Here is a 25,466-nt window from a genome sequence, read left to right on the forward strand (position 1 = left end):
GCTCAGTAGTCGTAGTCATACTGCATTTCAGAAGCCGCCTGGGCCCGCTCCACATATTGATTGTAGGCCGGTACCGCCACGGCCATCAGTACGCCGATATAGCCCACAAACAACACCGTCACCACCACAAAGGCCGCTATTACCCCGCCACTGTTAGACACTGGCCTGGGGCCAAATTTGTTGGGCCCCTTGGTCCCGGGCAGGAATACCAGCAGCAGCCCCATGATCAGATTGACGATGGGCACCAGAAACAAGAGTACAAACCAGCCGCTGGCATTGATGTCATTCAAGCGACGGATAGCGTAGATCACCGTCATCACCAGAATGAACAGCATTACCACCATGGCCAGCAAGCCCAGCAACATGGTAGCGCCAGAATTGGCCGAGGCGTTTTCGAAACCTCCCATGATCGCTGCCAGGATCCCTCCCGCCACAGCAATCGCCAGATAGGACAGCATGGTCAGTCCAAAGGCGTAGACCACATAACGCATGCGACCGAGACGGCCTGAAGCGGCAAAAAATCTGGGTTGATAGCGTTCATCGGCTTTGCCAGCGGTGACATCCGCCGATGGCGCCTGGTAAGGCTGGTTCATGATTCCCCCCGGAATAATGCTGACGATAATTTATAAGGTGTGGCGACGGCTGAAATCATCCATGGCGCGCAACAGGTCCCGGCGACTGATTTGTCCTACCAGTCGGCCACCTTCCAGCACCGGCAAACGCCGACGGTGGTCAGCCAGAAACACTTCCGCCACATCCAAAATGGAGGTTTCCCCGGTCACCGTCTGCAGGTCCACGCTCATGTATTCCTTCACCGGCCCGATTTCCGTGCCGTGATAGCTGGCTTCGAGGGCCCCTTTGAGACAATCGGATTCAGAGAAAACCCCGACCAGACTGCCATTTTCATCAACCACCGGTGCCCCGGAAATCTTGTGCTCGAGAAATACACGAATGGCCTCATTCACCGACATCTCCGGGCGGATGGTCACCAGCCGCCGGGTCATATAATCCGCAACCTTGATGGACTTGAGCATAATGGCTTCCCTTTTATACGCGACCAGCGGGTCGACGTCCTCTGCCTGACGCTCCCGTCATAGGGTGGCGCAACCAGCCTCCTTTATAGCAGAAAAACCCTATAAGACCACCGCATTCGACCCCATAACGGCATAAGACGAGCGGCTGTGGTCAAAGCAGTGCAATACGCGTAGTTTTGCAGAAAAAATATAATCCCATGGAGGGGTACACAATGAACCGCAGAAAAGAAGATGTAACGACCTGCACCAGATTTCGTAGTGACCGGTTTTTCACCGAAGGCAGTCAGTGGTACTACGCAACAAGGGAAAATACTATCGAGGGCCCCTTTGAGAGCCGCGAAGAAGCCGAAAATGACCTGACGTTTTACCTGAGAGACATTCAGGCCAAAGAGAGCTTCGGCCTGAAACTGGCCCGTGCACCCGGTAACCCGGGAATCAGGCGGTAACTACAGTAAAGGCTTTGGTGAAGCGATGATGCCGTTGTTGTCCGCATAGACATAATCACCCGGGCGGAACGTGACCCCACCAAAGGTAATCTCGATATTGAGTTGCCCTTCATCGCGACGCACGGACTTGATGGGTACGCAGCCAAGGGTGACAACACCGATATCCAGCTTGGCCAGCTCGTCCACATCCCGGCATGCACCGTAGATGATCACCCCTTCCCAGCCATTCTTTACCGCATTTTCGGCAATCATGTCGCCGATCAGGGCGTTGCGCAGGCTGCCGCCGCCATCAACCACCAGCACCTTGCCCTTGCCATCTGTGCCAAGGTGCTCCTTGACCCGGCTGTTGTCCTCGAAACATTTCACCGTCACCACTTCACCGCCGAAGGCGTTGCGACCGCCATAGCTGAACCAGTTATGGCCGGTTACCACAGAAACACTGTCGGCGTTGTCGTCACAAAGATCACAGGTCACAAAGGTCATACTGACTCCTAAAACAATGGCGAATTCGCTGTGGCGGACAGCAGGCTGGCATCAAGCCCACCCGCTTGCCCTACTCGCCTTTCATTTCCCGTTGGTTTCGGAACTTGCCGGCAAATACCAGAAAGTCCCGGTAGCGTAATTTATAGAGACCGGTCTGCGGCCCTTCCAGCGCCATGCCCACCATGGCATCAGCAACCTTGTGGCTGTCCACCGGTAACCAGTGGGCATCGGTCCAGCGGGTGAGCGGCTCGATGACCCGGTTGAAGATATTTCCCCAGTCTTCCGCCGGGCGCCGGTCTTCACGCTGGCCCCGTAAAAGGGATGGCTGCAGGATGGCCAGCAATGGCAATTCCAGCTTGATCAGCGCCCTTTCCATCTGTCCCTTTACGCGGGAGTAGAAAAACGGTGAGCGGGCATTGGCATTGACCGCCGATACCACCAGAAAGCGCTGCACGCCGGCACGCAGGGCCATCTGCCCCGCCAGCACCACCAGATCATGATCCACATGACGAAACGCTTGCCGGGAGCCGGCTTTTTTCATGGTGGTACCCAGGCAGCAGAACACATCATCCACCTGGAACGATGACTGGCAGGCTTGCATGTCATCCAGGTCAATCACCTGCACATCCAGTTTGGGATGCTCGATCGATAACGGTCGCCGACACAGTACCCGTACCTGGTCGTATTCATCGCTCTCAAGCAGATTGGCAAGACAATCTTGGCCTACCAGTCCCGTTGCCCCCAGCAGCAAGGCTTTTCTTGTCATTCTTCATCCTCATCGTGATCCGGCTCGGCAGGCAACCAGCGCCGCAATACGGTCTCCAGTGCATCAAGGTGTACCGGTTTTGCCAGAAAATCATCCATGCCCGCCGCCAGACAACGGGCCTGCACCCCTTCCGCGGTGTTGGCAGTGATCGCCACCACAGGGGTACGCTGACCATCGTTCTGTTTCTCCCGGGCGCGGAGCTGACGGGTGACTTCAAAGCCATCCATTTCCGGCATCATGCAATCCATCAGAATCAGATCGAAATTTTCCTGATCCACCAGGGCCAGTGCGGTCTCGCCGTTGCTGACGGTCTTGACCTGATACCCCAGCTTGCTGAGCATGCCGCGGGTCACCAGTTGGTTGACCTCGTTATCTTCCACCAGCATCAACCGGAATTGCTTGCGGCGCAGGCGCTCCTCACGGGTTTGCATGGGGGCATCCCCCACCGGTTGCTGGCGTTGCAGCCCCACCAGTCGGGCCAGGGCGCTGCGCAAACTGCGCCGATGGGCCGGGCGCACCAGCACCACCAGATCATGTTTATCGATCAGTTTCTGGACCGCCGGGGTACCACGCTCTTCGATGGTGGCCAGGAGAACCAGTCGCACCGGCCGCAGGGACGGGTCCTCCAGGACATTACGGCACAGATTCAGGGCCAGTTCCGGCCGCGTCCAGGTGTCCACCAGTAGCAGATCAAAATCGCTATGTTCCCGGTGACCGGCCCGCAGGGCCTGCAGGGCATGGTCGTAACCCTGGGCCGAAGAACACTGACAATCCAGGGTTTCCAGTTCTTCCTGCAAACAGGCCACGGTGCCGGAAGCCGCTCCCACAACCACGGCCTCTGCCCCATCCAGCGCCCGCACCAGATCCTGGGATTCGCGCATGTCCGGTTGCATCTGCACCGGCACTGTAAACCAGAAGGTCGACCCTTCACCGGGCACACTCTCTGCCCCCAGTGTGCCCCCCATGGCGTCAATCAGCCCCTTGCAGACCAGCAAGCCGAAACCGGTATGGCGGCTGCTGTAGACATCCTGCCCTTCATCGATAAACCGATCCTGGAACAGATGACGCAGGGTTTCCGGGTCCATGCCCACGCCCTCGTCACTGAGCCTTACCCGCAGTACGCCACTGCTTTCGCTTTCCACGGTGAAATCCACATCCAGGCGGATTTCCCCGTTATCGCTGAACTTGATGGCATTACTGAACAGATTGTTGAGCACCTGCATAAGGCGCTCACGGTCACCGCGAATGCGCTTGGGCAACAACCGGTCGATGACACAGGTCAGCTCCAGCCCGGTGTTCTGTGCCATGGGGCCAAAGGCTTCCAGGGCCTGTTCAATGGCGGTGCGGAAATCGAAGAATTCGGAATTCAGGGTGATTCGGCGCGACAGGATGCGGGAATAATCCAGCACATCATCAATCAACGACAGCAACAGCTTGCCGCTGCGACCGGCCACCTGAAGGTAATCTTTCTGCTCGTCATCCAGACGGGTGTCTTCCAGCAATGACATCATGCCCATGAGGGAATTCATTGGCGTACGCAGTTCATGGGCAAGCCGGTACACGAGGCTGAGCTGCACCTCCGTACTGCTTCGCACCGGCTGCTGGCTGCTGCTTTCACCGCGTCCCCGCCGCTCCCGTGTCATGGCATGCCAGAAGGTTTCATACTGGCCGCGGTAGAGTCGGAACAGGTAGAAGGCATAAATGCTGATCATGATCGCAATCACCCAGTCGTGCAGGGATCCGGTGATCAGCAGTACCAACACAGTGGGCAGGAACATCAGCACGATATAGGCCTGACGCACCCGCAGCCCGGCCATCCAGGAGCTGCCCAGAGCCGTGGTCACGCCGACGTTATAGAGGAGTACCGCGAAGAAGTTGAAGCCGGAGCCCAGCCGCCAGGCCAGCCAGGCGGGAAGCAGCCCCCACAGCAGGGCATGCATGGCCAGACCGACGCCAAACAGCTTGCGCCAGCGTGCCGGCCCCGAGCCATAGAGGGCATCGAATCGGGCAACCAGCCATAACCGATAGGCGGTGACGGCCAGAACGGCCCCGCCTCCGATGAGCGCTTCCAGTTCGAAACTCTGATAAACCTGCCCCCAGGCAAAAACCAGGGCATAAATCAGAAGGGCCGCCAGAACGCCCATCAGGGAATTCTTGGCGGCCCCGTAATCGACGCGCTTGAGAACCTTGCGATCTTTCTTGTATGACACCGTGTCGCGTTCCGTGGAACCTGTTTGGATGTGTCGCGCTACGTTATCACTGCTTTTCCGGGCTGGCTACTCCGCCTCGCACGATCCAGCGCAATCAGCAGCGGCACGAAGAAGAAAAAGTCCACAAACAGCGCCATGGCGATGGTGATCGCCGACAACAGCCCCATACTGGCATTGGGATAGAAGTGACTGGTGCCAATGATCGCGAAATTGGCCACCAGCACCACAGAGGTCGCGACCAGGGCCACCCCCACGGTCCGGAAGGCATAATCCACGGCTTTCTCGGTATTCAGACCCAGCTCTCGCTTGGCACGGACATACTTGCTGAGGAAATGCACCGTATCATCCACCACGATCCCCAGTGTCATGCAGGCCACCACCGACACGGCCAGCCCGATCTCACCATTGATCAACCCCCAGAGACCGAACGCCATGGCCGCCGGCAGCAGATTGGGAATCAGGGAAAGCAGGCCATAGCGGACTGAACGCAGAGCCAGAATCAGCAGTACCGACACGCTGACCAGTGCGATCAGTGCCCCGCCCAGCATGCTTTCGATGTTGCGCATGGTGACGCGGCCAAACAGGATATCCATCCCTGTTCCCCGGGTCTGCATGGTCGCCGGCCAGTTATCCTGCATCCACTGCTCTACCCGGTCGTTGAAGTCCAGCACCGGCTTTGACCCGATATTCTTCAGCACCACGATGGCCCGCGCCTGGCGCTTGTCGATATCCAGTTGATCTTCCAGCCCGAGCCCCTGGGGCAAGGACAGTTCATACAGGAGGGTGTACTGGGAAATCAGTTCCCGGGAATCGGGGATTCGGTAGTAAGCGGGATCGCCACCGTGCAAGTCGCGGTTAAGTCGCTTGATCACATTAGTGTATGAGGTGGCATAGACCACTTCATCCTGTTGCTCCAGCCATGTCATCAGCGCATCCAGATGCTGAAGATAAGCCGGCTCCATGGTCCCCCCGGATTCGCCGGAGGGCACCGCATAATCAATACGGTGCATACCGGTCATTTCCGCCATGGCAAAATCGTTGACCCGCCTTACCTCGAACGTCTCGTCGAAGTATTCATTGAACACATCATTGGTCCGGTTGAGTCCCACACTGGCCGTCAGCAGCACTACCACCACCGACATACCCGCCAGCCAGCGCTTGTAGTGACGGTTCAAGTGCGCGGCCAGGGCACTCATCCACGGGGCATAATCCCGCTGCCTGCCGGGCTCGATACGGTGCGGCAACAGCATCACCAGTGCCGGTAACAGCAATACCGAGAAGACAAAAGCCAGCAAGACACCAATCAGCACCACATTGCCCAGTGCCCGGAACGGCTGGGATTCGGAAAAATTGAGGATGGCAAACCCGATTGCCGTGGTCAGGCTAGTCAGCCAGATCGGCTGCAGATTGATACGTAGGCTTTCCATCAGTGCTGGCGTCTTGGCAATCCCCAGCAGGCGTTCATGACGATAACTGGCAAGAATGTGCACGGAATCCGCCACCGCCAGGGTCAGAATCATGGCCGGGGCCATCCCCACGATGGGAGAAAACTCGATCCCCAACCACATGGCGATTCCCATGGCCGAGGCAATGGAGAAGGCAATCACCACCACGGTAACGGCCACAAACATGAGGCTGCGCAGGATCAGCCACAGGCAAAGCAGCATGACCACAAAAGCCAGTGGCAGCGTGGTCGCCATGGACTGCTCCGTGGCCTCCGCTGACGCCTGGGAGAACACCACAGTACCGGTCACCATGAAGTCGATATCCGGGTATTGCTCTGCGTAGGCCCGCGCCATTTCCCGTGCCGCAGCGGTGATTTCCGGGGCCTCGGTATTGCCCTCGCTCATGGTCACCGTGGCCACCACCCCGGCCACATGGCCCTTGTCCGACACCAGACGCCCCACCAACGCCGGCTCGTTGAGGGCAATGTCACGGGCCTGATCAATCTCGTCCGCCGACATGGAAAGGGCGTTTTCCACCAGGGGCGCCACAAAAAGGTCATCCCCCTCCACTTCCGTGTGCTGGAAATTGGTCAGCGAATCCACCCGGGTGGAATGTGGCAGCGTCCAGGCATCGTCGGTCAGGGCTTCGATCGCGGCCAGGGCCTGCGGCTCGAACACCTGGTCATTCTTCGGGTGCACGACGAACAACACCATTTCGTTGGCCGTGAAGCTGTCTTCCAGGGAGACAAAACGTTTGAAATCCGGGTTCTCTTCCGTGAAGAAAATGCGCGGATCGTTGTTGTTGTGGAAATGGCTCATACCCGCAGCCATGGCAAGGCACAGGCCCGTACAGACCAGCAGTACCCACACCGGATGGGCGACCACCCAGCGACTCCAAGCGTCTTTCATTCGTTACCCCCATTGATCTGGGACGAAAGTCTATGCAGAGGTAAACACCGTGTCACGGACCGAACAGGCCAAAATCAACAACTTTACGTTAACGTAAACTTCCCCTATTCTTTTTCCATGAGTAAAAAACAGACCTACAGCATCGGCGAGCTGGCCCGGGAATTCGACGTGACCACCCGTACCATCCGCTTTTACGAAGATCAGGGCCTGGTGACTCCGCAACGACGGGGCCAGACTCGGGTCTACACCCCCGCCGATCGGGTCACCCTGAAATTGATACTGCGCGGTAAACGCCTGGGCTTTTCCCTGGCCGAATCCAGAGAGTTGATCCGCATGTACCAGCCCCAGGGCGATAACCGCAGTCAGCTTCTCGCCCTGCAGGGAAAGATTCACCAGCGCCGAGCACAATTGGAACAACAACTTCGGGATATTCAGGTCATGCAGCGGGAACTCGATGACGCCGAGCAGCGCTGCCTGGACGCCCTTCACGATCTGGAGACACAATAATGTTCAACAGCACTTTCAATTTTCATCTGGGCGAAACTATCGATGCGCTCCGTGATACGGCCCGTGCCTTTGCCCAGAAAGAAATTGCCCCCCTGGCCGCCGAAATCGACCGCAGCAATGAATTCCCCCTGCCGTTGTGGAAAAAAATGGGCGATCTGGGCCTGCTGGGCATTACCGCTGACGAAGAATACGGCGGCGCCAACATGGGCTACCTGGCCCACACCATTGTGGTAGAGGAAATTTCCCGGGCTTCTGCGTCTGTCGGTCTCTCCTACGGCGCCCACTCCAACCTGTGCGTCAACCAGATTGTTATCAACGGTACCGACGAGCAGAAAGCCCGGTACCTGCCCAAACTGATCAGCGGTGACCATATCGGTGCCCTGGCCATGAGCGAGCCCGGTGCCGGGTCCGATGTGGTCAGCATGAAGCTGCGCGCCGAAAAGAAAGGCGACCGCTACATCCTCAATGGCAACAAGATGTGGATTACCAACGGCCCTGACGCCCATACCTATGTGATCTACGCCAAGACTGACAGCAATGCAGGCCCCCGAGGCATTACGGCGTTCATCGTCGAGCGTGATTTCCCCGGTTTCTCCCGCGCTCAAAAGCTGGACAAACTGGGCATGCGTGGCTCCAACACCTGCGAGCTGGTGTTCGAAGACTGCGAAGTCCCCGCCGAAAACATCCTCGGCAAGGAAAACGAGGGTGTGAAAGTACTGATGAGTGGACTGGATTACGAGCGCACCATTCTTTCCGGGGGCCCGGTAGGCGTGATGCAGGCCTGTATGGACGAAGTGGTGCCATACATCCACGAGCGCAAACAATTTGGTCAGGCCATCGGCGAGTTCCAGCTGATGCAGGGCAAGATCGCCGACATGTACGTGATGCTCAATACCAGCCGCAGCTACCTCTACCATGTGGCCCAGGCCTGTGACCGCGGCGAGACCAACCGCAAGGATGCCGCCGGGGTGATCCTCTACTGCGCCGAAAATGCCACCAAGATGGCACTGGAAGCGATCCAGACCCTGGGCGGTAACGGCTACATCAACGACTACAACACCGGTCGCCTGCTGCGCGACGCCAAGCTCTACGAAATCGGCGCAGGCACCAGTGAAATCCGTCGCATGCTGATTGGCCGTGAGTTGTTCAACGAAACAGCATAAGGGGGTCGGACGTCTGAGGTCGGACGTCTGACGACAAGACAACATCCGCTGGAGAGGACGTCTGACGTCAGAGAGCCGACGTCAGACCTCAAATGCCATGCCCAAGATCAACAGTCAGATCAATCCCGCCAGCCCGGAGTTTCAGGCCAATCGGGAACACAACCTGACACTGCGCCAGCAGCTGCAGGAAAAACTGGATCACATCGCCCACGGCGGTGGCGAAGCCGCCGAACAGCGCCTGCGCGAGCGCGGCAAGCTGCCGGTCCGTGAACGTATCAACCTGCTGCTGGACCCGGGCTCTCCGTTCCTGGAGATTTCCGCCCTGGCCGCCGAAGGGGTCTATGGGGAAGACGTGCCGGCGGCGGGCTGTGTGGGCGGCATCGGTCAGATCCACGGCGTGGAATGCATGATCGTCGCTAACGATCCCTCGGTAAAAGGCGGCAGCTACTACCCGCTGACCGTGAAAAAACACCTGCGGGCCCAGGCCATTGCCGCCGAAAACCGGCTGCCCTGTGTCTATCTGGTGGATTCCGGCGGTGCCAACCTGCCCCGTCAGGATGAAGTATTTCCGGACCGGGATCACTTCGGCCGCATCTTCTTCAACATGGCCAACATGTCCGCCCGCGGCATTCCCCAGATCAGTGTGGTACTGGGCTCCTGCACCGCCGGCGGCGCCTACGTGCCGGCCATGGCCGACGAAGTGATCATGGTCAAGGAACAGGCCACCATCTTCCTGGCCGGCCCGCCCCTGGTGAAGGCGGCCACCGGTGAGGTGGTTACCGCCGAAGAGCTGGGCGGCGCCAACCTGCACTGCGAACAATCCGGGGTGGCCGACCATCTGGCTGACGACGAACCCCACGCCCTGGAACTGGCACGTCGCACCATCGCGCACCTGAACTGGCACAAGCCCGATCAGGTCAACCGTCAGCCGGTGCGGCCGCCAGCTTACGATCCCAACGAGCTTTACGGCGTCATTCCCACCACCACCCGCCAGCCCATGCCGGCACGGGAACTGATTGCGCGCATCGTGGACGGCTCTGAACTGGATGAATTCAAGGCCCGCTATGGCACTACCCTGGTGTGCGGCTTTGCCCATATCCACGGCTATCCGGTGGGCATTCTTGCCAACGATGGAGTGCTTTATTCCGAGTCTGCCCAGAAAGGCGCGCACTTCATCGAACTTTGCAATCAGCGAAAGATTCCGCTGCTGTTCCTGCAGAACATCACCGGCTTCATGGTGGGCAAGAAATACGAGTCCGAAGGCATCGCCAAACACGGCGCCAAGATGGTCAACGCCGTGGCCTGTGCCAGCGTGCCCAAATTCACCGTGATCACCGGTGGCAGCTTCGGCGCCGGTAACTATGGCATGTGTGGACGCTCCTACGATCCGCGCTTCATGTTCATGTGGCCCAATGCCCGTATTGGCGTAATGGGCGGGGAACAGGCCGCCAGCGTGCTGACTCAGGTAAAGCAGGCCTCGTTGAAGAAGAAAGGTCAGCAATGGAGTGACGAGGAAGCTGCCGCCTTCCAGGCAGATATGACCGAACGCTACGAAGAAATGGCGCAACCCTGGTACGCCAGCGCACGGCTGTGGGACGACGGCGTGATCGATCCCGCCGACACCCGCGATGTGCTCGGCCTGGCCATTTCTGCCAGCTTGAATGCGCCGATTGAAGAGACACGGTATGGCGTGTTTCGGATGTGATTGGGTCGGACGTCCGACGTCTGACGTCCGACGCTCAAAAACCTGGAGCAGGATATGAGCGTAACAATACAAACAGAAGGTTCGGTGGCCAGAATCACTCTGAACAACCCGGAAAAACGCAACGCCTTCGATGACCGCATCATTGCCTCGCTGACGGAAGCTTTTGAACAAGCCGGCAGCGATGACGGTGTCCGCGTGGTGGTGTTGCAGGCCGCCGGCAAACATTTTTCCGCGGGCGCCGACCTCAACTGGATGCGCGCCATGGGAAAACTGGATGCGCAACAAAACCGGGACGATGCACTGAAACTGGCGCGGCTGATGCAGGCCATCGACCAGTGCCCCAAACCCGTCATTGCCCGGGTTCAGGGGGCGGCCTTCGGGGGCGCACTGGGCCTGATCTGCGCTGCTGACATGGCGGTGGCCACCGATACTGCCCGCTTCTGCCTCAGCGAGGTCAAGCTGGGCATCGTACCCGCAGTGATCAGCCCCTATGTGGTGCGGGCCATGGGCGCCCGGCAGGCCAGTCGTTATTTCATGACGGCGGAAGTGATCCCTGCCGAGCGGGCAGTAGCGCTGGGCATTGCCCATGAGGTCGTTCCGGAAAGCGAGCTGAACGACAGCGTGGATTCCCTGATCAACGCCCTGCTCGCCGCCGCCCCCCAAGCACAGATCGAAGCCCGCAACCTGATCGCTCGCGTCAGCCACGGCCCCATTGATCAGACCATGCTCGACGACACCGCCGACCTGATCGCCCGGCTGCGAACCGGAGAAGAAGGCCAGGAAGGGCTGAGTGCCTTTCTGGAAAAACGAACACCCAACTGGATCTGATCCACTACCCGTAGGAGCGTCGCTGGCGGCGCGATAAGCCACGACGAAATCGCGCCGCCAGCGACGCTCCTACGGCAGGACAAAGGCAACACCATGGCAAAGATAAAAAAACTCCTGATCGCCAACCGAGGCGAAATCGCCCGGCGCATTATCCGCACCTGCCGCCAGCAAGGCATCGCTACCGTGGCGGTCTACTCCGATGTGGATGCCTCCCTTCCCCATGTCCGTGAGGCGGATCAGGCAGTCTGCCTGGGTCCGGCGCCGGCGAGGGAGAGCTATCTGGTGATCGACAAGGTCATCGCCGCCGCCAGAGAAACCGGCGCCGATGCCATTCACCCGGGGTACGGATTCCTTTCCGAGAACACCGCCTTTGCTGCCGCCTGTGAAAACGCGGGTATCATTTTTGTCGGCCCCAATGCCCGAGCCATCGAGGTCATGGGCGACAAGGCCGCTGCCCGACAATTAATGGCGAACAGCGGCGTGCCAGTATTGCCCGGTTTCGATGAGGAAGGCGCCAGTGATGATGACCTGGTTCGCGCCAGCGAACAGGTAGGTTTTCCGCTACTGATCAAGGCTGTAGCCGGTGGTGGCGGCAAGGGCATGCGTGTGGTCAACAGCGCCAGCGAATTCAGTGAAGCGCTGGCAGCGGCACGACGCGAAGCCAGTGGCGCCTTTGGCGATGACCGGGTGCTACTGGAGCGCTATCTGCCAACAGCCCGCCACGTGGAGGTACAGGTATTCGCCGACAATCACGGTAACGCGGTGCATCTGTTCGAGCGGGACTGTTCGGTACAGCGTCGCCACCAGAAAATCATCGAGGAGGCCCCGGCGCCGGGGCTGGACGAGGCCACCCGGAACGCCTTTGGTGACGCCGCGGTCCAGGCCGCCAAGGCCATTGATTACCGCGGTGCGGGTACCGTCGAGTTCCTCTACGGTCCCGATGGCCAGTTCTACTTTATGGAAATGAACACTCGCCTGCAGGTAGAACATCCGGTGACGGAAATGATCACCGGCGAAGACCTGGTCGCCTGGCAGCTGGCCGTCGCCGCCGGCGATCCACTGCCCAAAGCGCAGCACCAGATCGAACGTCACGGCCACGCCATGGAAGTGCGCCTGTATGCGGAAAACCCGGAACAGGGCTTCCTGCCCTCCTCCGGCCTGCTCAGCCATCTGCGCTGGCCCCATGAGGTGGCCCGGGTGGATGCCGGATATGAGCATGGCGACCGGGTGGACGATCACTACGATCCCATGATCGCCAAGTTGATCTGCCATGGTGGGTCCCGCCATGAGGCCCGCCTGAAACTGATCACAGCTTTGGACGCCCTGGAGCTGAAAGGCATCCACCACAATGCCCCCTTCCTGCACCGGGTGCTCAACGACGATGCCTTTGCCGATGGCGACCTGGATACCCGTCTTCTGGAACACCGCCCACACCTGCTCGAGGCCACGGTGACCGAACCCGCGCTACTGGCCCTGGCCGCCAGCCAGGTAATCACTGCCGACAGCATCAACGACTCCCCCTGGCAAAGTCTGCAAGGCTGGCGCCCCATGGGCCGGCGTTTTCGGCAAACCCTGCTTCAGGTGGATGGCGACCTGATCACCGTCCGCGAACAGGACGGCGTTGCCTCCGTGGGCGACAAACAGGCGCCCCTTGTTGCGACACGGGATGCCCAGACCATCAACCTGCATTGGGGCACCAACGGTTTGCGCGCACGCCATGCCCGCAAAGATGACAGCACCCTGCTGTTGTTCGTGGCCGGACAGGCCCATGAAATCACTCTCAATCCCAGCCGCGACAGTGCCCAACATGACGATGCAGCCGGCTTCATCGCGCCCATGAGTGGCACCATCGTTGCCCTGCATGTGTCCGCGGGCGATGCCGTTGCTGCTGGCGATGCAGTCATTACACTGGAAGCCATGAAAATGGAGCACACCCTGCGCGCTACGGTGCCGGGGACCGTGCATGACTTTCATGTGGCAACCGGAGACAGCGTCAGCGAGGGCACCTTGCTGGTGGAATTTGAAGAGACCACCGGCGACTGATAGCCGCGGCCTGTGGGCCCACGCTATGAGCAACCTGATGGAAACCACCGGACACTTGCTGCCGGACACCAGACACTTGGGAGAACAGAATGTCCGCACCGCTTTGGCAACCGGGTGACGCGCAACAGCACAGCCGACTGGCCAGGTTCTGGGAACAGGCCCGCCACCACAGCGGCCAGCCGCTGGCCGACTACAATGCCCTGCATGCCTGGTCCGTGGAGCAGCCGGAGGCATTCTGGCAACAGGTGTGGAACTTCTGTGGTGTGGTGGGCGAGCCCGGCGATACCGTGCTCACCCGTCGTGATCGTTTCCAGGACACCCACTGGTTTCCCCAGGCTCGCCTGAACTACGCGGAAAATCTGCTGCACCGCAACGACACCCACCCTGCCCTGATCAGCGTGCTGGAGGACGGCACCCGCCATGAAGTCAGTTACGCCGACCTGCGTGTGGCCGCCGGCAAGGTAGCCGCCCAGTTGCTCGCCGCCGGTGTGAAACCCGGCGACCGGGTCGCCGGCTACATGCCCAACCGGATTGAGACGGTGATCGCCGCCCTGGGCGCGGCCTGGATCGGCGCAGTATGGTCATCCTGTTCACCGGACTTCGGCGTCTCCGGCGTACTCGATCGCTTCGGGCAGATCGAACCTGCCGTGCTGGTGGCCTGTGACGGTTACCACTACAACGGCAAGTGGATCGATCTTGGGGATCGCATTGATGCCCTGCACGATGCCTTGAAACCGGAGCTGCTGGTGGTAGTGCCCGGCAAAGGCACCAGTACCCCGGTAAGACGGGCATTGATCTGGCAAACCTGGCTGGACAGCGCCGGGCCGGCCCCGGATTTTGCTGCACTGCCGTTCAATCACCCGCTATTCATTCTTTACTCCTCCGGAACCACCGGCCAACCCAAGTGCATCGTGCACGGTGCCGGTGGCACCCTGCTGCAACAGACCAAGGAACTGCAGTTGCACGGGGATGTGGGCCCCGAGGACACCCTGTTCTATTTCACCACCTGCGGCTGGATGATGTGGAACTGGCTGATCTGTGGCCTGCATACCGGGGCCACCCTGGTGCTTTACGACGGCAACCCGGCCTACCCGAACACCGCCCGCTTGTTCGATCTTGTGGATGGCGAAGGCATCACCCATTTCGGCACCAGCGCCAAGTTTATCCAGGCCGTAGAGAAGTCCGGCCTCAGACCCTGTGAAAGCCATGACCTTGCTACCCTGCGAACGCTTTTCTCCACCGGCTCTCCCTTGCTGCATGAGAGCTATGACTACCTGTACCAACAGGTAAAGCCGAATCTGCTGGTCAGCTCCATTTCCGGGGGAACCGACATCATTTCCTGCTTTGCACTGGGCAATCCGCTGCTGCCGGTCTATCGCGGTGAATTGCAGTGCGCGGGGCTAGGCATGGATGTGGCCGTGTTTGACGACAACGGTGAGCCGCTGGCAGACAGCAAGGGCGAACTGGTGTGCCGACAGCCCTTCCCTTCCTGCCCGGTAGCATTCTGGAACGACCCGGATGGCAGCCGCTTCCACCAGGCCTACTTTGCCCGTTTCGACGGCGTCTGGGCCCATGGCGACTACGCCCAGCTGGTTCCCCATGAACAGCATACCGGGCTGATCATTCACGGCCGTTCCGATGCGGTACTCAACCCGGGCGGCGTACGCATCGGCACCGCAGAAATCTACCGCCAGGTGGAAACGCTTGATGAAATCCGCGAGGCCATTGTGGTCGGTCAGGAATGGCAAGGGGATGTGCGTGTTGTGCTGTTTGTGGTACTGGCCGATGGCGTCAGTCTCAACGAGGCGTTACAAGCACGAATCCGCAAAGCCATCCGCGAAGGCGCTACCCCACGCCATGTGCCGGCAGTCATTGCCGAAGTGCCGGAAATCCCACGCACAGTGAGCGGCAAGATTGTGGAACTGGCGGTTCGCGAAGTGATCCACGGGCGCCCGGTGACCAACCGCAATGCCCTGGCCAATCCGCAAGCCCTGGAGCACTTCTCCAACCTTCCTGAGCTGGCAAATTGACCACCCGTTTACCGGGCCATTGACGGCCCGGTTTAAAGGCGCATCATGTAAGGTTGTACCGGCCCAGTGATGTAAAAATGAAGAATAATAAATCCTTGCCGATATTTACGGTAACAGTTGCCCTGCTGCTGTCGGCAATGTCCGGCTCCCTGCATGCCCAGATCATTACGCTCACCGGCGAGAGCTTCAAAGCACTGCATGGCAAACAGAGCGGTCTGTATTCGTTCTTCGCCATGCAGGATGGCCGACTGGCACCCGTCCCCCACCAGTGGGTGCAGTGGTCGAAGCAGGGTTACCCCTATTTTGAACAGGACGACAGCACCGACCCGGTGGGGGATCCAGCCCGTATCGATGCCGAGGACCGGCTGCTGCTACGTTTCGAGGATGGCGGCCAACCCCTGGACGGTCCGGTCACCGAGCAAGTCGCCGCTGAGCTGGCCGTGGAACAGGCCGACGAAACCCGCTTTTTCTATCTGGTGAAAAACGCCTATCTGCAGAATACCGACCGCTACGTGCAGTTCGACCCGCAATCCATGACCATCAAAAGCACGGACTACGCCCTGAGTATGGCAGACGGAAATTTGTTCAAATGGAGCGATTTCTACTTCCGCGGCTTTGAGGGTGAAAACGGTGAGCGGCAGAGTATTCTCGATACTCTCAAATTACGGCTCAGCGCGGGCCTGTTCGGCGAAAACAACCGGGTTACCCTGAACAACAATAATCTGGATCCCAAGGTCAAACAGGTGATCAACGGCCCCCTGGCCTCACTGGTCTACGCCTCAACCTCGGTGACGGTGGCCAGGGTTCCTGTGTTGCGTATCAACAACTATTTTCTGGTAATGCCCAAGCAGGTGGAGATACACAGCCGCTTTACCCTGCCGGGCATTGCAGAAACCGTCGTGAAACGACCCGCACTGGATATCTCCCTGGACGGCAACGGGCTCTATGACAGTCAGCTCATGACCAGTTGGACCGGCAATCATGTGGCCATCACTGATGGGCGACTCTCGGATGCGGAAAACGCCATGCTCGATCAGCCGCTGAAAGGCGATAACTGGATCTGGTTCAGCACAGGCCGGGGCTTCGATCTGCTCGCCCAGCTGGCATTCCTGAAAGGCTTTGATACCCCTGCCCGCCTGCTCTATCAGGACGATGCGTCACTGGCCAACGAGCCGGAACGATTTGCCGGCCAGCTTCCCAATGTGGGGTTTTCACTGACCGATATTCCGTTTGGCAAAGAGTTTTATTTCGTCACCCGCCTGTACTTCAGCAAGGACAGTCATGGGCTGGCGCCCGGCGACTATGCCAACCAGCAACTGGATAACCCGCACACTCGTCTGAAATTGAAATAGCATGAAAATTGCCACGGACGGCACACCACGACTTGTCATTAGCGCCATGGGGTTTGTAGAGTGAAGACTCTCCCGGTCAGGCGTTCGTTCATGCAGGCACTGTGTCCCGGCACGCAGCGGAAACAACTCTCCCGGGCCGGCTTTCGTCCTTTCTGGCTGGCAGCTGCCCTTTTGCTCTGGTCGTTCCAGATCTGGGCGTCCCCCCTTCCTGATGATCGCTGTGAACTGATCTATGATCTGGGTGACCCGTCCCTGTTCGAGTTTGTTGAAACCCGTCAGAGCGTGGATTTCGGCCTTTATCAGGGGCGCGCCATTGGCGAGATTCACTACAGGGTGCTGCCCATCTTCAATGAGGACGATCCTGCAGAGAATAATTGGCTGTACCGTGCAGCCAATTTTCTGCATATCGAAACGCGGGAGACGACCCTCGAAAAACAGATGATCGTGAGTCCCGGCGACCCCCTGGACCGGGATCACATCCGTGAGAACGAGCGGCTCTTGCGCCGTAATGATTACCTGGTGGATGCGATGATCGTGCCTCACCGGGTTTGTGCAGATCGTATTGACCTGCTGGTCGTGGTTCGGGATGTCTGGACCTTTTCCCCTTCTGCTTCGGCATCCCGTTCCGGGGGCGATGACAGCACCAGTGCCGGCTTTACCGAGAGCAACCTGCTTGGCACGGGCCAGCGGGTGGCCACCGGCTACTTCGATGATGCCGACCGCAGCGGCCACTTCTTCAGTTACCGCAATCCATTACTGCCTGCCCGGGTGCAGCTGAATCTCAGCTATACCAACGCCAGCGATGGGGAGTCCCTTTCCGGCGGTCTGCTTCGCCCCTTTTATCAACTCAATAGCCGCTGGTCTGCAGGCCTCGATGTGCAACGGGAAAATCTGCTCGAGCGTATCGAGGAGAATGACCAGACCGTGAACCGCTATCGGCTGGAGGACAACCGTTACGACGTCTTTGTGGGTTGGTCCCCCGGGGTTCAGGACAGCGCGGTCAGCCGTTGGCGACTGGGTATCACCGACGAGGAAGAGCGCTTCAGTGATGTCCCCGGTGAAACCACCTCCCTGCCCGAGGATGAGCGCCGTGTTTACCCCTGGTTATCCTGGGAATATCAGGAAAACAGGCATCTGGTGGCCTCGAACCTGAATCGCGCCCAGCGCCAGGAAGATATCCGACTGGGCTGGTATCACTTCGTGCGCGTGGGTCATGCCAGCGAATCCCTGGGCAGTAATGCGGAATCGGTGGTTTTCAATCTGAGCACCAGCAATACCCGCTTTGTACGACAGCACCATCTCTTCCGCAGCGGTCTGTCTGCCGGTGGTCGCTATGAGGATGACGACTTTGTCAGCACGCTCTACGGCGGGAGCCTGAATTACTATTATTTCCTGAACCAGAACAATCGCTGGTTTGCCCGGCTCAATCTGGATGCCGGCAGTAATTTGCGGCAGGACGAACAACTGACCATTGGCGGTAACGACAATCTGCGCGGCTATCCCACTGACTACCAACGCGGCGATCGCCGCTGGGTGTTCTCCGTGGAGCGACGCCGTTTTACCAACTGGCAGATTTTCAATCTGGCCTATGTGGGCGGTGCCGTTTATGTGGATGCCGGGCAGGCCTGGGAACAGGGCCAACCCCGCGGTAGCACGCTGGCCAATGCAGGGCTGGGCCTGCGGCTTAGTCCCAGCAAGTTTCGTGTGGATCGGGTGCTACACCTGGATGTGGCGGCACCGCTGGTGGACCAGGATCAGGTGGACGATGTCCAGTTCATTGTGACAGGAAGGGTGGATTTCTAGGTTGCGAGAAGCGAGTTACGAGGAGCGAACGCCGTATTTTTCGGAACTCGTACCTCGTGACTCGCAACGAGTGGCTTTATCCAATCCGTAACATATTCAGATTAACCCGCGCCATTATTGAGACGATGGTACACCTCATCCTTCAATCGAATTCTTTCCCGCTTCAAGCGTTCCATGTCCAAGTCGGCAATGGGGCTTTCACGCATTTCCAGACCCCGAATCTGTTTATCCAGTTTGTCATGATCTGCCACCAACGCACGAAAAGCGGGATCATTGCTCACCAGTTCATCAATCTTCTGGCGCTGATCCGGAAATTCGTGATGGATACTGTGATTCTCTCCCAGCATGGAACTGACTCCTTTGCCGTAACGTTGAGTAACCCGGTAGGAACACCTCTAACCCTCTGACACAAAAAACTGCGCCACTGTTCCCATACATCATTAAATCACCACATTTCCCGATTAGATTCAATCAGACAGGCTCGTAAGATGAAAAGGAGCCTCTGAGTCCGCCCTCATCTGCCCGGTTTGGTCGCCAGCGAAGGAAAACGGCTCTGCCCGTGACGACAAAACACAGCAGCAGCGCCTCCAGATCCTGCCAGGACTTCAGGCCCAAAGGCGTGACGCAGAGGATCTCCAAGACACTACGTTGTCACCGGCAGTTCGGTGGTAGTGGGAACCCACACTGCACAAAGGAGGCGTGCACATGGCGTTACCGCAATTACTGACCCGCGACCATTTCCAGGAAGGCCTGATCCAGGCCAGCGAACAGTGCCAGCATCCCGATGCGGGTCTGTTTGGCCCCGGCGCTATCTGCTGGCAACTGATGCGCGAAAACCTCACTTCACTGGCCCAGGGTCGGGTGGCCTTGCTGGCCCTGGCGGACAGCCGGCTGTCCCAGTTACTGGCCAACCCCCACGATCTGGTACAGCGGATTCAGCATACCCAGGTCTTCATGCTGAGGTTGGTGTTTGGCAATCTGGACCAGGCCTTACTGGCACTGGACAGCCCCCGCATGCGGCGCAAAACCTTGTTTGATGTGGAAGACAGCGAAACCCTGCTGTATGCCCTGTCGGCGTGGATGGATTCCTGTCTGCTGGTCTATCAGGAAGTGATTGAGCCGCTGAATTCCGCTCATCAGGAACGGCTGTTCGAGGAAACCATGCTACTGGCCCAGGTCATGGGGATTCCTGAAAACCGGCGCCCTGCGGACTGGCACGCATATCGCCGCTGGTGGCAGCGGCGTCTCAACCATTCCGGGCCGGTCAGTGACCGGCGCCGTCAACTTGGCCATGATCTGATCCGTGAACAGGGCTACCCGGGCCGTCTGCCCTACGGCCAGTATCTGCCGCTGGCATCGTTCCAGATTCCCGAGTTTCTGAGGCAGACATTCCGCCTGCCGCAAACCGGGTTGGACAGCCATCGTGCCTACCAGAAACACCTGAAAAAATTGATGGATATTACCCGCCGTTTGCCTCCGCGACTGCGCTACCAACCCGCCTATCACGAGGCCAGCCAGCGCCTTGGCGGTCGGGCCCGTGCTGACCTCGCCACCCGGCTGCTCAACCGATGGTGGACAGGAGAAAGTGATCTGGTAAACAGCGGCTGGTCGATCCCGAAAGTGGATCGGTTACCCAGCGTGAGTTATTGAGAGACGCAACAGGCTTCACGCTGCACTCGGCGGATAACCGTTGGAGCTTTGCTTGCAAAGCGAAGGATGAAAGCAACGTCGTTGCTGGAACATTCGCTTTGCAAGCAAAGCTCCAACCGTGGGCGTCTTGCGTGTTGTGGGCCGCCTATTTAAAACCGCGGCTATCCTTGATCATGTCGTAGGCCTTGCTGATTTCCGCTGTCTTTTCCGTGGCCATGCGGATCATCTCTTCCGGCACCCCTTTGGCTGCCAGCTTGTCCGGATGATGCTCACTCATCAGCTTGCGATAGGCCTTCTTGATCTCCTGATTGGACGCCGACTCGGTCACTCCCAGTACCTGGTAAGCCTGCCCCAGCGAGGGCCGTGAGGGTCCCGCAGCGCCCTGCCCGCCCCGATGGGCGCGGCCAGCGCCGGAAAACTGGGCCTGGGCCAGCAGCATATTGAGAATCTGCTGGAACTGGGCACGCGGCACTCCCAGCCCCTCAGCCACCCGCACCAGTATCGCCTCTTCCGCCTGATCAATCTGTCCGTCTGCCAGCGCCACCTGCAACAGTATCTCCAGCAGCACCAGGATAAGCTGCTTGCGGTGTTTTACGGTGTTGGCGAAGTCAGCCACGGTGGCATCCAGCGGGAAATCCGCCTCCTTGCCACGATTGAACAGGGCGATGGCTTCGCGGCGCTGTTCCTCATTGAGCTGCATGCGGTCCATCACCGCCCGGGCCTGGGCGATTTCATCCTCGCTGACCCGGCCATCCGCCTTGGCCAGATGTCCCATGATGGAAAACACCGTATCAAACAGGGCTTTCTGGACTTGTGCCTGCTGCGGGCGAACGTTTTGCACCTGGGCCGCGCCCTTGTCGAGCATGTGGCCAACAAACAGGCCGATGCCCAGGCCGATGGGACCACCCACCAGCATCCCGAGCAGACCGAGAATAATCTTGCCGCCCCAGTTAAGTTGCATCATGAATCAGTCAATCCGTGGTCTGAACCAGCCCAGGCTGGTCTTGGTGTCCCGTTGCGGGCGATATTCCGCACTGACCCAGCCCTGATAATCGAGGCCATCAAGATGGGCAAACACCGTATCAAAATGAATTTCGCCGGTTCCCGGTTCATGACGTCCCGGATTGTCGGCGAACTGAATATGTCCTATATGGGGACAAAGTCGTGAAAGGGAACGGCACAGGTCACCCTCCATGATTTGCATGTGGTACAGATCGAACTGCAAACGGATATTGTCCCGCCCTGCTTCGTTGATGGCCGCCATGGCTTTCAGGGAAGTATCCAGAAAGAATCCGGGCATATCCACTTTCGAATTGATCGCTTCCACGGTCAGGATGCGCCCCTGGGCTGCCAGAAGATCAGCGGCAAAACGCAGGTTATCGACCAGGGTCTGAAACGCCACCTCATCAGGCAGGGAGGCAGGTCGAATTCCGGCCAGGCAATTAATCCGCTCGCAACCCAGTGCCTGCGCGTATTCCAGAGCCTGAATGACGCCTTCTCGAAATTCCTCCACCCGGTCTGGCAGGCAGGCAATGCCTCGCTCACCGGCCTGCCAGTCTCCCGGCGGCAGGTTGAACAGTACCTGGGTAAGAGAGTGCGCCTTCAACCTTGCTGCCAGAGTGTCAGCCGGCCAGTCATAGGGAAACAGGTACTCCACCCCCTGAAACCCCGCTTCTGCGGCGGCAGCAAAGCGATCCAGAAACGGCAGCTCAGTGAATAACAGGGACAGGTTGGCAGCAAATCTTGGCATCAGCTTTCCTCGTCAGCGCTGCCAAGTCGGACGCCATTGAGCCGCTCCAGTTCCAGCAACAGGCCGCTATGGTCCACTTCGCCATTGCCGCTGGCCAACAGGGCCCGGTACTGCTCGAACACACGCTGGCTGAGCGGCAAGGTAAGCCCCTCACTGCGCGCCTCATCAAGGATCATGCGCAGGTCCTTGAGCTGAATCCGGGCCGGTGCCCCGGGGGCAAAATCACGCTGCAGCATGCGCTCGCCATGCTGTTCCAGAATCTTGCTGCCGGCAAAACCACCCAGCAGGGCCTCACGGACTTTTTCCGGTCTTGCTCCACCTTTCGCCGCCAGCAACAGGGCTTCGGAAACCGCCCCGATCGTGATGCCAACGATGGCCTGATTGGCCAGTTTGGCCAGTTGGCCGCTGCCCACGGGGCCGATATGGGTCACTGTCCCCAAAGGCTGAAAGACCGCCGCCGCCCGCACAAAGGTCTCGTCACTTCCCCCCACCATGATCGACAGCGTACCCGCCTGTGCCCCCCGGGTGCCGCCGGACACCGGAGCATCCAGGTATCCACCACCCAGTGCTTCCACCTGGGCCCCATGGCCCCGGGCCAGCCCCGGTTCGATTGAGCTCATGTCAATCACCAGCGCGCCCTGCCGAAGCTGACGAATTGCGCCACTCTGGTAAAGCACCTGATCCACCACCTGGCCACTTTCGAGCATGGTAATGACCACATCCGCGCCGGCGACGGCTTCCGCCGGGCTCGACGCGAGGCGCGCACGACCGGAGAACACCTGCGCTTTTGCGGGTGTCCGGTTCCAGAGTGTCAGGGAAAAGCCGGCCTCCAACAGGCGCGCCACCATGGGCGCCCCCATCAGGCCAACACCAAGAAAACTGATCGCAGGTTGTGACATGGGAAAGCCGATTGACAGAGCACATGGCCCGGGGCACATGCGACAGAAAAAATTTCGGGAACGCCAAACCTGGCGCTCCTGAATGGACTGGGGCAATTATTCCTGATTACGGCGGATGTGGCACCCCTGCCAGCTTGCCTATCGTCCTTCCTGCCGGTGGTTGCCTCGCAACCACAACACCGCACCGAGCAGTACCGCAAGCACCTGAGCCGCGACACTCTGCAAGGTGGGGAAGAATCCCAGCCACTCGATGGTAGGGACACCCAGGTAGTAGGCACTCAATACACCGGCTTCCTGGAGGGCAGCAATACCTCGACCCAGCAGCACCACCGAGAGCACCAGCAACACCAGACTGGTCACCCGGAAGAACAGGCTCAGTGGCAACCTCATGCCAACACGGAAGAACAGGACGCAGACCACTGCCAGAGATGCCACCGCCGCCGCAATACCGTAAAAGAGAAAGGCCTGAGTGGCCGAGGTCACCTGACTCCACAGGGCCTGGTAAAACAGGATGGTCTCGAAGATTTCCCGATACACCGAAATAAAGGCAACGAACGTCAACACCCAGACGGTTCCGCTGCCCAGGGCATCGTCCACCTTGTTGCGGATGTAGCCCAGCCATTTCTGGCTATTGCTGTTGCTGTGCATCCAGAAACCCACGTAAAACAGGATCAACGCCGCGACCACCCCGGCCACCCCTTCGGTCATTTCCCGGGAGGCACCGCTGAAAGTGATCAGGGAGTTGGCCGCATACCAGGTGAGGCCGCCAGCGAGCAACGCCGCCATCCAGCCAAGATGGATATGCCGGGTGGCGTTTGTGGCATTGGCCTTGCGGGTGAACGTGAGCAGAGCCGCCACCACCAACAGGGCTTCCAGACCTTCACGGAACAGAATAAAAAAGCTGGCGGAGAATGTGGCTGCCGGACTGAGGCCGTCACCGGACAACGCTTCCGCGGCCTCCGCCAGGGAGGTACGGGCTGTCGCCACCCGCTCGCTGACGCGCTCTGCCCCCTGGTTGCGGTCAATGGCTTCCCGCACCGCCATGAAATCCGACTCGGCCCGGCGCATCAGGTCGCCATCCACCGCGGCCAACTGCTGTTCGATCATCTCGAACCCATCCAGATAGGCGGACAACGCCGCACTCCTTGCCCGCTGACGATCACCGTTCGCATACGCCTGCCCGGCCTCTTTCAAACGGGCATCACTCAGGGCAATAAAGCGGTTTTGATTGAACAACGCGGATGGCTGCCGACGCAGATAGCCCAGCGCCGCATAGGCCTGCTCACCCTGCTCTTTCAGCACATCTTCCGGAGCCTGCGCTACCAGCGTATCCAGAGAGAGGGAGGTCTTCATGCCGGGAATCCGGTTGAACGCGGTTTTGCCGGTTTCCGCCATCTCCTCGCTGACCGCCTTTGCCCCCACGTAGAACGCCAGGGCCCAGCGATCCTCGTCACTGAGGGTGTCGCCGTAGGCGGCCATACCCGTGCCATCTACCCCCTGGGTGATGGTTGTGTGCAGCCCCAGCAGTGAGCGACCGTTGTAGCGAGCCAGGTCGGTAAAATCGGTGGGCGCCGGCTCCATTGCCGCACCCGCGGGACCATCTCCCCGACCTTCCGGGCCATGGCAGGCGGCGCACTGGGTTTGATACAACGTGGCAGCACGATCCAGATCCGGCGCGGCTTTTGGCGACACCGGGATGCCGTAAACTGAAACCAGGGTGGCACGAATGGACTGGGCCAGCGTCTTGATACGGGGCTCTCCCGCCTTGTCGGTCACCGCCTGTTGCAATGTTTCCGCCTGTCTCTGCAGGTCTTGCTTGCCATCCGCATCCGGCAGCTGCGCCACGCCTTCCGCCAACAGGGCCGTGAACTCCTCCATCTCGGCATACTCTTCCGGGCTGACAATTTCGCCTTCAACCACCGCATTGATGTAATCCGCCCCCACGTATTCCACCAACTGAACCAGGGCGGTCTGGTTGCTGGCATAGGCGGGCAGGCAAAGAAACAGAACGGACAGGAGCAGCGCGGGAATACGCACTTTGGCGGGGAAAAAAACCATAAAATGAACCGGGTTCACGATGAAAAGGAGAGGCATTATCATTTAAATACCCCCTGCCATCAACCGCACCGCTCCCCCGGAATCCTGTTAACCGATGGTAAAGGCCAGTACCTTGCTGATATGCGCCTGGGGCCAGCCACTTTCCTGCTGCCAGGTATTGAACGCCGCCTGGGCGGCCCGTTGGTCTCGCTGGCTGGCCGGCGGTTTATCGATGATGTTCTGGGCCTTGAGGGCGGCAATCACATCCCCGGTGGGATACCAGGTATCGCGCCCCACCATGCGCAGAAAAGCCGCCCCGGAGTTGCCCCCCAGCTGTTTACCGCGTTTTTTGAGTAGCAGCCACATGCCCACGGTGTCATCGGCGGGCCAATCCGCCAGCCAGTTG

General features: G+C 59.3%; 21 protein-coding genes and 1 pseudogene. 10 read left to right on the forward strand and 12 right to left on the reverse strand.

Features of this window, described 5'->3' with window-relative positions:
- Window positions 1–2 precede the first annotated feature (2 nt).
- Both A3714_RS03875 and A3714_RS03880 read right to left on the reverse strand, forming a co-directional pair.
- On the reverse strand, window positions 3–593 hold the full coding sequence (locus A3714_RS03875; RefSeq protein WP_063508026.1) for a DUF805 domain-containing protein: 591 nt from the start codon (window positions 591–593) through the stop codon (window positions 3–5).
- Window positions 594–623: 30 nt separating this feature from the next.
- A complete protein-coding gene (locus A3714_RS03880) occupies window positions 624–1,034 on the reverse strand; it encodes a CBS domain-containing protein (RefSeq protein WP_062817234.1) in 411 nt (136 codons plus the stop codon).
- Between the two features lie 212 nt (window positions 1,035–1,246).
- Between A3714_RS03880 and A3714_RS03885 the strand changes: the two genes are divergently transcribed.
- On the forward strand, window positions 1,247–1,480 hold the full coding sequence (locus tag A3714_RS03885) for a DUF6316 family protein (RefSeq protein WP_063508025.1): 234 nt from the start codon (window positions 1,247–1,249) through the stop codon (window positions 1,478–1,480).
- On the opposite strand, the gene rraA is transcribed toward A3714_RS03885, so the two are convergent.
- From rraA to A3714_RS03905, 4 genes are all read right to left on the reverse strand, one after another.
- Window positions 1,481–1,963, reverse strand: a complete 483-nt coding sequence (rraA, locus tag A3714_RS03890; protein ID WP_063508024.1) for a ribonuclease E activity regulator RraA — start codon at window positions 1,961–1,963, stop codon at window positions 1,481–1,483.
- 70 nt (window positions 1,964–2,033) lie between these two features.
- Entirely contained in the window at window positions 2,034–2,729 is a 696-nt protein-coding gene (locus A3714_RS03895; RefSeq protein WP_063508023.1) for an NAD(P)H-binding protein, read from the reverse strand.
- Window positions 2,726–4,939 carry a response regulator gene (locus tag A3714_RS03900; protein WP_063508022.1) on the reverse strand — a complete coding sequence of 738 codons (2,214 nt, stop codon included), beginning with the start codon at window positions 4,937–4,939 and terminating at the stop codon, window positions 2,726–2,728. The genes A3714_RS03895 and A3714_RS03900 overlap by 4 nt, the downstream gene beginning before the upstream one ends.
- A gap of 38 nt (window positions 4,940–4,977) precedes the next feature.
- Window positions 4,978–7,293, reverse strand: coding sequence for an RND family transporter (locus A3714_RS03905; RefSeq protein ID WP_063508021.1), 2,316 nt, complete (start codon window positions 7,291–7,293; stop codon window positions 4,978–4,980).
- 117 nt (window positions 7,294–7,410) lie between these two features.
- On the opposite strand from A3714_RS03905, the gene A3714_RS03910 reads away from it, so the two are divergent.
- The 8 genes from A3714_RS03910 to A3714_RS03945 all read left to right on the forward strand — a co-directional run bounded on the left by A3714_RS03910 (window position 7,411) and on the right by A3714_RS03945 (window position 18,724).
- Window positions 7,411–7,800: a MerR family DNA-binding transcriptional regulator gene (locus A3714_RS03910; protein WP_063508020.1), complete on the forward strand. Its 390-nt coding sequence runs from the start codon at window positions 7,411–7,413 to the stop codon at window positions 7,798–7,800.
- Complete coding sequence (locus A3714_RS03915; RefSeq protein WP_063508019.1) at window positions 7,800–8,963, forward strand: isovaleryl-CoA dehydrogenase; 1,164 nt, start codon at window positions 7,800–7,802, stop codon at window positions 8,961–8,963. The genes A3714_RS03910 and A3714_RS03915 overlap by 1 nt, the downstream gene beginning before the upstream one ends.
- Window positions 8,964–9,060: 97 nt before the next feature.
- Window positions 9,061–10,668, forward strand: a complete 1,608-nt coding sequence (locus tag A3714_RS03920) for a carboxyl transferase domain-containing protein (RefSeq protein WP_063508018.1) — start codon at window positions 9,061–9,063, stop codon at window positions 10,666–10,668.
- 54 nt (window positions 10,669–10,722) lie between these two features.
- Window positions 10,723–11,496, forward strand: coding sequence for an enoyl-CoA hydratase/isomerase family protein (locus A3714_RS03925; RefSeq protein WP_063526521.1), 774 nt, complete (start codon window positions 10,723–10,725; stop codon window positions 11,494–11,496).
- Window positions 11,497–11,589: 93 nt separating this feature from the next.
- On the forward strand, window positions 11,590–13,539 hold the full coding sequence (locus tag A3714_RS03930; RefSeq protein ID WP_063508016.1) for a biotin carboxylase N-terminal domain-containing protein: 1,950 nt from the start codon (window positions 11,590–11,592) through the stop codon (window positions 13,537–13,539).
- Between the two features lie 89 nt (window positions 13,540–13,628).
- Window positions 13,629–15,569 carry an acetoacetate--CoA ligase gene (locus tag A3714_RS03935; RefSeq protein WP_063508015.1) on the forward strand — a complete coding sequence of 647 codons (1,941 nt, stop codon included), beginning with the start codon at window positions 13,629–13,631 and terminating at the stop codon, window positions 15,567–15,569.
- Between the two features lie 77 nt (window positions 15,570–15,646).
- Window positions 15,647–16,921 carry a hypothetical protein gene (locus A3714_RS03940; protein ID WP_063508014.1) on the forward strand — a complete coding sequence of 425 codons (1,275 nt, stop codon included), beginning with the start codon at window positions 15,647–15,649 and terminating at the stop codon, window positions 16,919–16,921.
- Between the two features lie 90 nt (window positions 16,922–17,011).
- Window positions 17,012–18,724 (forward strand): ShlB/FhaC/HecB family hemolysin secretion/activation protein, encoded by a 1,713-nt coding sequence (locus A3714_RS03945; protein ID WP_063525808.1) that lies wholly within the window; start codon window positions 17,012–17,014, stop codon window positions 18,722–18,724.
- 101 nt (window positions 18,725–18,825) lie between these two features.
- Here A3714_RS03945 and A3714_RS03950 read toward each other — a convergent pair whose 3' ends face one another.
- Window positions 18,826–19,071 carry a YdcH family protein gene (locus A3714_RS03950; protein ID WP_062817220.1) on the reverse strand — a complete coding sequence of 82 codons (246 nt, stop codon included), beginning with the start codon at window positions 19,069–19,071 and terminating at the stop codon, window positions 18,826–18,828.
- 358 nt (window positions 19,072–19,429) lie between these two features.
- On the opposite strand from A3714_RS03950, the gene A3714_RS03955 reads away from it, so the two are divergent.
- Complete coding sequence (locus A3714_RS03955; protein ID WP_063509850.1) at window positions 19,430–20,374, forward strand: oxygenase MpaB family protein; 945 nt, start codon at window positions 19,430–19,432, stop codon at window positions 20,372–20,374.
- A gap of 145 nt (window positions 20,375–20,519) precedes the next feature.
- Here the strand turns inward: A3714_RS03955 and djlA are convergent, their stop codons facing one another.
- The 5 genes and pseudogenes from djlA to A3714_RS03980 all read right to left on the reverse strand — a co-directional run.
- Window positions 20,520–21,338 (reverse strand): co-chaperone DjlA, encoded by an 819-nt coding sequence (gene djlA, locus A3714_RS03960; protein ID WP_063509851.1) that lies wholly within the window; start codon window positions 21,336–21,338, stop codon window positions 20,520–20,522.
- A 3-nt stretch (window positions 21,339–21,341) separates the two neighbouring features.
- Complete coding sequence (gene hyi / locus A3714_RS03965; protein WP_063509852.1) at window positions 21,342–22,124, reverse strand: hydroxypyruvate isomerase; 783 nt, start codon at window positions 22,122–22,124, stop codon at window positions 21,342–21,344.
- Complete coding sequence (locus tag A3714_RS03970) at window positions 22,124–23,023, reverse strand: NAD(P)-dependent oxidoreductase (protein ID WP_063509032.1); 900 nt, start codon at window positions 23,021–23,023, stop codon at window positions 22,124–22,126. Before A3714_RS03970 ends, hyi begins: the two co-directional genes overlap by 1 nt.
- Before the next feature lie 138 nt (window positions 23,024–23,161).
- A complete protein-coding gene (locus A3714_RS03975) occupies window positions 23,162–25,123 on the reverse strand; it encodes an FTR1 family protein (RefSeq protein WP_231866045.1) in 1,962 nt (653 codons plus the stop codon).
- A 45-nt stretch (window positions 25,124–25,168) separates the two neighbouring features.
- Window positions 25,169–25,466 (reverse strand): annotated as a pseudogene (locus tag A3714_RS03980) (DNA-3-methyladenine glycosylase I); the annotation flags it as partial.

It is taken from the genome of Alcanivorax sp. HI0007 (assembly GCF_001635525.1).
Taxonomy (GTDB): domain Bacteria; phylum Pseudomonadota; class Gammaproteobacteria; order Pseudomonadales; family Alcanivoracaceae; genus Alcanivorax.

Bases quoted from the DNA above. Each gene is read 5' to 3' on its own strand.
- A3714_RS03875 (WP_063508026.1), bottom strand. From the start codon at position 593: ATGAACCAGCCTTACCAGGCGCCATCGGCGGATGTCACCGCTGGCAAA.
- A3714_RS03880 (WP_062817234.1), bottom strand. From the start codon at position 1,034: ATGCTCAAGTCCATCAAGGTTGCGGATTATATGACCCGGCGGCTGGTG.
- A3714_RS03885 (WP_063508025.1), top strand. From the start codon at position 1,247: ATGAACCGCAGAAAAGAAGATGTAACGACCTGCACCAGATTTCGTAGT.
- rraA (WP_063508024.1), bottom strand. From the start codon at position 1,963: ATGACCTTTGTGACCTGTGATCTTTGTGACGACAACGCCGACAGTGTT.
- A3714_RS03895 (WP_063508023.1), bottom strand. From the start codon at position 2,729: ATGACAAGAAAAGCCTTGCTGCTGGGGGCAACGGGACTGGTAGGCCAA.
- A3714_RS03905 (WP_063508021.1), bottom strand. From the start codon at position 7,293: ATGAAAGACGCTTGGAGTCGCTGGGTGGTCGCCCATCCGGTGTGGGTA.
- A3714_RS03910 (WP_063508020.1), top strand. From the start codon at position 7,411: ATGAGTAAAAAACAGACCTACAGCATCGGCGAGCTGGCCCGGGAATTC.
- A3714_RS03915 (WP_063508019.1), top strand. From the start codon at position 7,800: ATGTTCAACAGCACTTTCAATTTTCATCTGGGCGAAACTATCGATGCG.
- A3714_RS03920 (WP_063508018.1), top strand. From the start codon at position 9,061: ATGCCCAAGATCAACAGTCAGATCAATCCCGCCAGCCCGGAGTTTCAG.
- A3714_RS03925 (WP_063526521.1), top strand. From the start codon at position 10,723: ATGAGCGTAACAATACAAACAGAAGGTTCGGTGGCCAGAATCACTCTG.
- A3714_RS03930 (WP_063508016.1), top strand. From the start codon at position 11,590: ATGGCAAAGATAAAAAAACTCCTGATCGCCAACCGAGGCGAAATCGCC.
- A3714_RS03935 (WP_063508015.1), top strand. From the start codon at position 13,629: ATGTCCGCACCGCTTTGGCAACCGGGTGACGCGCAACAGCACAGCCGA.
- A3714_RS03940 (WP_063508014.1), top strand. From the start codon at position 15,647: ATGAAGAATAATAAATCCTTGCCGATATTTACGGTAACAGTTGCCCTG.
- A3714_RS03945 (WP_063525808.1), top strand. From the start codon at position 17,012: ATGCAGGCACTGTGTCCCGGCACGCAGCGGAAACAACTCTCCCGGGCC.
- A3714_RS03950 (WP_062817220.1), bottom strand. From the start codon at position 19,071: ATGCTGGGAGAGAATCACAGTATCCATCACGAATTTCCGGATCAGCGC.
- A3714_RS03955 (WP_063509850.1), top strand. From the start codon at position 19,430: ATGGCGTTACCGCAATTACTGACCCGCGACCATTTCCAGGAAGGCCTG.
- djlA (WP_063509851.1), bottom strand. From the start codon at position 21,338: ATGATGCAACTTAACTGGGGCGGCAAGATTATTCTCGGTCTGCTCGGG.
- hyi (WP_063509852.1), bottom strand. From the start codon at position 22,124: ATGCCAAGATTTGCTGCCAACCTGTCCCTGTTATTCACTGAGCTGCCG.
- A3714_RS03970 (WP_063509032.1), bottom strand. From the start codon at position 23,023: ATGTCACAACCTGCGATCAGTTTTCTTGGTGTTGGCCTGATGGGGGCG.
- A3714_RS03975 (WP_231866045.1), bottom strand. From the start codon at position 25,123: ATGATAATGCCTCTCCTTTTCATCGTGAACCCGGTTCATTTTATGGTT.